Here is a 4,767-nt window from a genome sequence, read left to right as displayed (position 1 = left end):
GGCGTCTTGCACTTCCAACTCCCTTGATCGTCCAAATAATTAGCGAAACACAATGGACAGGCATAATGCCATCAAGCCATTGAAACTACACCACAAGACATGACGTGGTGTTGATATATGTTAAATCCGTATGCGCGATTATCGCTCAAAACCGGCTCGCGACGATCGCCACGACAGTCGCAATCGCGAAGATCGCCACCCATAGCAGCGCCAGTTGCAGCATCCGCCCCTTGGCGACGCCGCTCTTCAGAACGCGCGGGACGACCAGGATCAGCATGGCGGCGATCGCGACGATGCCGACGATCATGTCTCCGTTCACAACAGCACCTCCATTCCGTCGTGCGCCGGCTCGACGCCGTTCGGCAGGTTCGCGGCCAGGCTCGCATAGTCCATCGACTGGTCCATATGGGTCAGCACCGCGCGCTTCGGCGCACAGTCGCGGATCGCAGCCAGCGTCAGGTCGAGATGCGCGTGGGTCGGATGCGGACGCACCCGCAACGCATCGACGATCCACAGGTCGACGCCGGAGAACAAGTCTCGCATATCGTCGGTAACATCATGAAAATCCGTCGAATATCCTATCGATCGATCGCCATGATCGAAGCGCAATCCGGCGCTGTAGATATCGCCGTGGGGCTGCGCCACTGCACGGACGCGAATGTCGCCGATCATCATGTCGGCGAGAAGTTCGCCGCCCTCGACCGTCGGCGGATAGCCGTCCCGGCCGGCGAACACATAGTCGAAGCGCTGCCGCAGCTGGCGGATCGTCGCCGGAAAGCCATAGCCCGGCACCGGCGTGCCGCGCGCGTGGAAGATCTGGCGGCAATCGTCGATGCCGTGGCAATGATCGGCATGGTCGTGCGTCCACAGGATCGCATCGATCGCGATCATATCCGCATCGAGCAGTTGCTGGCGCATGTCGGGTGTCGTATCGACCAGGATACGCGTGGTCGCGCTCTCGACCAGGATCGACGCCCGGCTGCGGCGGTTGCGCGGCTCGGACGGGTCGCAGGCGCCCCAGTCATTGCCGATCCGGGGCACGCCGGAGGATGTCCCGCAGCCGAGGATGCGGACTTTCATGCCGATGCTTTTGCAAACAATCTGAAGAAGTTATCTGACGTCTCTCGCGCCAGATCCTCGATCGGCCAGTCGAGTTCGCCTGACAGCATCCGTGCGGTCTCGATGACATAGGCCGGCTCGCACGGCTTGCCCCTATGCGGCACCGGCGCCAGAAACGGACTGTCGGTTTCGATCAGCAACCGGTCGCGCGGGACGAGATGCGCGGTGGCGCGCAGATCCGCCGCGTTCTTGAAGGTCACGATCCCCGACAGCGATATGTAGCAGCCGAGATCGAGCATCGCGCGGGCGAGGTCGGCGCTGCCGGTGAAACAGTGGATGACGGCGGTGAAGGCCCCCTTCCCCATCTCCTCGGCCATGATCGCCTTGGTGTCCTCCTCCGCCTCGCGGGTATGGACGATCAGCGGCAGGCCGGTTTCCCGGGCCGCGGCGATATGACGGCGGAAGCTCGCGCGCTGGCGGTCGCGGTCGGACTTGTCATAGAAGAAATCGAGCCCGGTCTCGCCGATACCGATAACCCGCGGGTGCCGGGCCTTTTCGACCAGCAGGGCGGTTTCGATATCCTCATGCGTGTCGGCATCGTGCGGGTGGATGCCGACGCTCGCCCAGACGTCAGGCTCGCGCTCGGCCACCGCCAGAACGTCGTTCCACTCGGCGGCGCGGGTCGAGATGTTGAGCATCGTGGTGACGCCCGCCGCCCGGGCGCCCGCGAGCACCTCCTGCTGGCGCTCGGCGAGGCCCGCATAGTTGAGGTGGCAATGGCTGTCGACGAACATCAGCCCTCGGCGACCTCGAGCTCGAGCCGCGGGAAGAGTGGTACCGGCTGCGCGACACGATAGCCCGAGGCGCGCAGCTCGTCATACCAGCCCTGCCGTTCCAGTGCCGCAAAGTCGCGGGCATCGGCGGCGACGCCCATCTGGTCGAGCAGCTTGCCCGCGCTCGCCGGGATCACCGGCAGGATCGCGATGGCGAGGTCGCGGATCACCGCAAACAAATTGCCCAGCACGGTCTTCATCCGTTCGGGATCGGTCTTGCGGAGCGCCCAAGGCGCCTGCGCGTCGACATATTGGTTGCAGGCGAAAACCGCCTTCATCCACGCCTCGATCCCGACCGAGAAGGCCAGTTGCTCGAAGGCGCGCGGCAGTTCGTCGAGGCAGGCCGAGGCCACTGCACGAACCAGCGCGGCGTCATCCTCGTTGCGGTCGAGCGCGGGCAGTTCGCCGTCGAGATTCTTGAAGATCATCGACAGCGTGCGCTGCGCCAGATTGCCGAAGCTGTTGGCCAGCTCGGCATTGGCGCGGTTGACGATCGCCTCATGGCTGTAGCTGCCGTCGGAGCCGAAGCTGACCTCGCGCATCAGGAAATAGCGCAGCTGGTCGACGCCATAGCGCTCCGCCATGCCCATCGGATCGACCACATTGCCGACCGACTTCGACATCTTCTCGCCCCGGTTGAGCAGGAAGCCATGGCCGAAGACCTGCTTCGGCAGCGGCACCTTCGCCGACATGAGAAAGGCGGGCCAGTAGACCGAGTGGAAGCGGACGATGTCCTTGCCGATCAGGTGCAGGCTCGCCGGCCAGTAGCGGTCATAGGTCTCGCCGCCATGGGGATAGCCGACGCCGGTCAGATAATTGGTCAGCGCGTCGACCCAGACATACATGACATGGCCGGGGCTGCCCGGCACCGGCACGCCCCAGTCGAAGCTGGTGCGCGACATCGACAGATCGCTGAGGCCCCCGCTGACGAAGCTCATCACCTCGTTGCGCCGGCTTTCGGGACGGATGAAATCGGGCTGGTCGCGGTAGAGCGCCAGCAACGGCTCCTGATATTTGGACAGGCGGAAGAACCAGCTTTCCTCGACGGTCCATTCGACCGGGGTGCCCTGCGGCGACAGCTTCTGCCCGCCCTCGCCCTCGACCAGTTCCTTCTCGTCGTAGAAAGCTTCGTCGCGGACCGAATACCAGCCCTCGTAACGGTCAAGATAGAGATCGCCATTGGCCTCCATCGCCTGCCAGATCGCCTGGCTCGCGGCATAATGGTCGGCTTCGCTGGTGCGGATGAAGCGATCATAGCTGATATTCAGAGCGTCATCCATTTCCTTGAAATAGGACGACATTTCGTCGGCCAACGCGCGCGGCTCCATGTCGCGGGCGCGGGCCGCCTGGACCATCTTCAGGCCATGTTCGTCGGTCCCGGTCTGGAAGCGCACGTCGCGCCCCATGCCGCGCTGGAAGCGGGCGATGACGTCGGCGGCGATCGCCTCATAGGCGTGGCCGATATGTGGACGACCATTGGGATAGCTGATCGCGGTGGTGATATAATAGGGCTCGGACATGGGCCTGCACTTAGTGCGTGATGGCCCGCTGGGAAAGCGCTTTGCGGCGCCTTCGGCTCCGAAAGGGTCAGCGACCCGCCGGAGCCAGTCGCGCCAGCAAAACGGCCAGTTCGAACACGGTTGTAGCCGGATCGAGCGAGAGATGGACCGCGCTCTCGCCGATACGACGCGCCTCCTCCCACAGCCGCAGCGCATCGGCCAGCGGCTGACCGGTCCGCTGCCGCGCCTCGGCGGCGATCCGTGCGGGGGCGCGCTCGATAAAGGCTTCGTAGCGCGCCTGCGCGGCCTTGCCCGACAGTTGCCTGGACAGTTGCGCGCGGATCGCGTTGGTGGCGTCGCCTTCGACGACGAGCCGATCCATCGCCGCATCGAGCGCCGCGATCTGCAGGCCGGCGAAGCTGAGCGCCCTGCCCGGCGATCCCTGCCCGCTGCGGATCAGCGCGTCGATCTCGTCGCGCGGTTCCTCGGGAAGCGCGGACAGCAGGGCGGTCAGCATCTGCCGGTCGTCGAGCGGCGCGAAGCGCAGCTGGCGACAGCGTGAGCGGATCGTCGGCAGCAGGCGGCCGGGTGCATGGCTGACGAGGAAGAACAGCGTTCCCGCCGGCGGCTCCTCGAGGCTCTTGAGCAGCGCATTGGCCGCCGGGCGCTCGAGATCGTCGATCGCGTCGATGATGACGATCCGCCGCGACGACAGGCTGGGCGTGGTCGCGAAAAGGCTCTGGAGCGAGCGCACCTGATCGATGCTGATCGAGCGCGCGAGATCCTCCGACCGGTCCTTGGTCAGCCGGGTCAATATGCGCAGATCCGGGTGGCTGCCGGCGCGGATATAGTTGGCGACCGGGTGCGTATCGGGCGTTTCGAGGCCGGGCAGCGATACCGGCGGCCCGGCCGCTTCGGCGAGCAGGCGGGTCGCAGCCGCCAGCGCGAAGCTGGCCTTGCCGATGCCCTCGGGCCCGGTCAGCAGCCAGGCATGGTGCAGACGCCCGCTGTCCGCCGCCGACCGTAGCGCCGCCACCTGCTCCTCATGTCCGACCAGATGCGTGGCCGACGTCACGGCAGCAGGTCCGACAGCGCGTCGATCAGCCGCGCGGTGACCTCATCGGGCGCGCCGCGCGCATCGATGCGCCGGACCCGATCGGGCTCCGCGGCGGCAATTGACTCGAAGGCCGCTGCGACGGCGGCATGATAAGCCGCATCGCGTCCGCCGATCCGGTCCGAACCGTCCCGGTCGCGCTCGGCGGCGCGCTGGGCGGCTTCCTCCGGCGGCAAGGTCAGGTACAGCGTGCGCTCGGGAAGGAAACCGCCGCTGCCGAAGTCGTGCAGCGCGCGGATCCGGTCGAGGCCCAGGTGCAGGG

The 4,767-nt window shown here is 65.9% G+C and carries 5 protein-coding genes and 1 pseudogene; all 6 read right to left on the bottom strand.

Annotated elements, in window-relative coordinates; all coding sequences use genetic code 11:
* Positions 1-145: 145 nt before the first annotated feature.
* Positions 146-319, bottom strand: coding sequence for a hypothetical protein (locus tag KAY22_RS24820; RefSeq protein WP_296625804.1), 174 nt, complete (start codon positions 317-319; stop codon positions 146-148).
* On the bottom strand, positions 316-1,086 hold the full coding sequence (locus KAY22_RS24815) for an MBL fold metallo-hydrolase (RefSeq protein WP_296625805.1): 771 nt from the start codon (positions 1,084-1,086) through the stop codon (positions 316-318). The genes KAY22_RS24820 and KAY22_RS24815 overlap by 4 nt, the downstream gene beginning before the upstream one ends.
* On the bottom strand, positions 1,077-1,853 hold the full coding sequence (locus KAY22_RS24810; RefSeq protein ID WP_296625803.1) for a TatD family hydrolase: 777 nt from the start codon (positions 1,851-1,853) through the stop codon (positions 1,077-1,079). The genes KAY22_RS24815 and KAY22_RS24810 overlap by 10 nt, the downstream gene beginning before the upstream one ends.
* Positions 1,853-3,412 carry a methionine--tRNA ligase gene (metG, locus tag KAY22_RS24805; RefSeq protein ID WP_296625802.1) on the bottom strand — a complete coding sequence of 520 codons (1,560 nt, stop codon included), beginning with the start codon at positions 3,410-3,412 and terminating at the stop codon, positions 1,853-1,855. The genes KAY22_RS24810 and metG overlap by 1 nt, the downstream gene beginning before the upstream one ends.
* Before the next feature lie 67 nt (positions 3,413-3,479).
* A complete protein-coding gene (locus KAY22_RS24800; protein WP_296625801.1) occupies positions 3,480-4,466 on the bottom strand; it encodes a DNA polymerase III subunit delta' in 987 nt (328 codons plus the stop codon).
* Positions 4,463-4,767: pseudogene (locus tag KAY22_RS24795) on the bottom strand (thymidylate kinase); the annotation flags it as partial. The gene KAY22_RS24800 and the pseudogene KAY22_RS24795, both read right to left, overlap by 4 nt.

It is taken from the genome of Rhizorhabdus sp. (assembly GCF_018006725.1).
Classification (GTDB): Bacteria; Pseudomonadota; Alphaproteobacteria; order Sphingomonadales; family Sphingomonadaceae; genus Rhizorhabdus.
The sequence above is the reverse complement of the archived record's forward strand: the minus strand, read 5'-3'. Positions and strand labels throughout refer to the sequence as shown.

Bases quoted from the DNA above. Each gene is read 5' to 3' on its own strand.
- KAY22_RS24810 (WP_296625803.1), bottom strand. From the start codon at position 1,853: ATGTTCGTCGACAGCCATTGCCACCTCAACTATGCGGGCCTCGCCGAG.
- metG (WP_296625802.1), bottom strand. From the start codon at position 3,412: ATGTCCGAGCCCTATTATATCACCACCGCGATCAGCTATCCCAATGGT.